The organism is Streptomyces sp. T39, assembly GCF_008042045.1.
Lineage (GTDB): Bacteria > Actinomycetota > Actinomycetes > Streptomycetales > Streptomycetaceae > Streptomyces.
In genome coordinates this window covers 1-927 of sequence record NZ_RDBP01000116.1, presented here as the reverse complement: position 1 = coordinate 927, position 927 = coordinate 1, and the positions used below count along the sequence as shown (strand labels likewise).

Here is a 927-nt window from a genome sequence, read left to right as displayed (position 1 = left end):
GATGAGGGGGATGGTGGGTGGGTGGTAGGTGAGGGTGCGGGCGGTGTSGAGGAAGTCGTCGAGGATGGGTTGCATGAGGGGGGAGTGGAAGGCGTGGGAGACGGTGAGTCGTTTGGTYTTSACGCCGGCTGCTTCGGCTTTGGCTGCGAGGTGGAGGGTGGTGGTTTCGTCGCCGGAGATGACGGTGGTGTCGGGTCCGTTGACGGCGGCGATGCCGACTGYSTCCTCGTGGCCTTGGATGAGGTCGAGGGTGTGGGTGTGGGGGAGTTGGAGGGAGATCATGGCGCCGCCGGTGGGGAGGTGGTGCATGAGGCGGGCGCGGGTGGTGACGAGGGTGACGGCGTCGGGGAGGGTGAGGATGCCGGCGATGTGGGCTGCGGTGATTTCGCCGATGGAGTGGCCGGCGAGGTAGTCGGGGGTGATGCCGAAGGATTCGATGAGGCGGTAGAGGGCGGTTTCGTAGGCGAAGAGGGCGGGTTGGGTGTAGAGGGTYTGGTTGAGGCGTTCGGGGTGGTTTCCGAAGACTGTTTCTTTGAGGGGGTGGGGGAGGTGGGGGTCGGTGAGGGTGCAGATGTGGTCGAAGGTGTCGGCGAAGACGGGGTAGGTGGCGTGGAGTTCGGCGCCCATGCCGGGGCGTTGGGCGCCTTGTCCGGTGAAGAGGAAGGCGGTTTTGCCGGTTTGGGTCTGGGTGATGGGGGTGGTGGTGTCGGCGATGCGGTCGAGTTGGGTGAGGAGGTCGTCGCGGTCGGTGCCGATGGCTGCGGCGCGGTGGTGGAAGGCGGTGCGGGTGGTGGCGAGGGAGTGGGCGATGTCGGTGACGGTGTGTTCGGGGTGTTCGCGGACGTGGGCGGCGAGGCGGCGGGCCTGGTCGCGGACGGCGTCCTCGGTGCGGCCGGACACCACCCACGGCACCGGCCACGCCACACC

Annotated in this window: 1 protein-coding gene; it reads right to left on the bottom strand. The window is 68.0% G+C overall.

Annotated features, from left to right (window positions below; translation table 11 throughout):
- Window positions 1–927 (bottom strand): acyltransferase domain-containing protein (locus EAO77_RS35685; protein WP_147992466.1); only part of this gene is annotated, 927 nt, incomplete at both ends.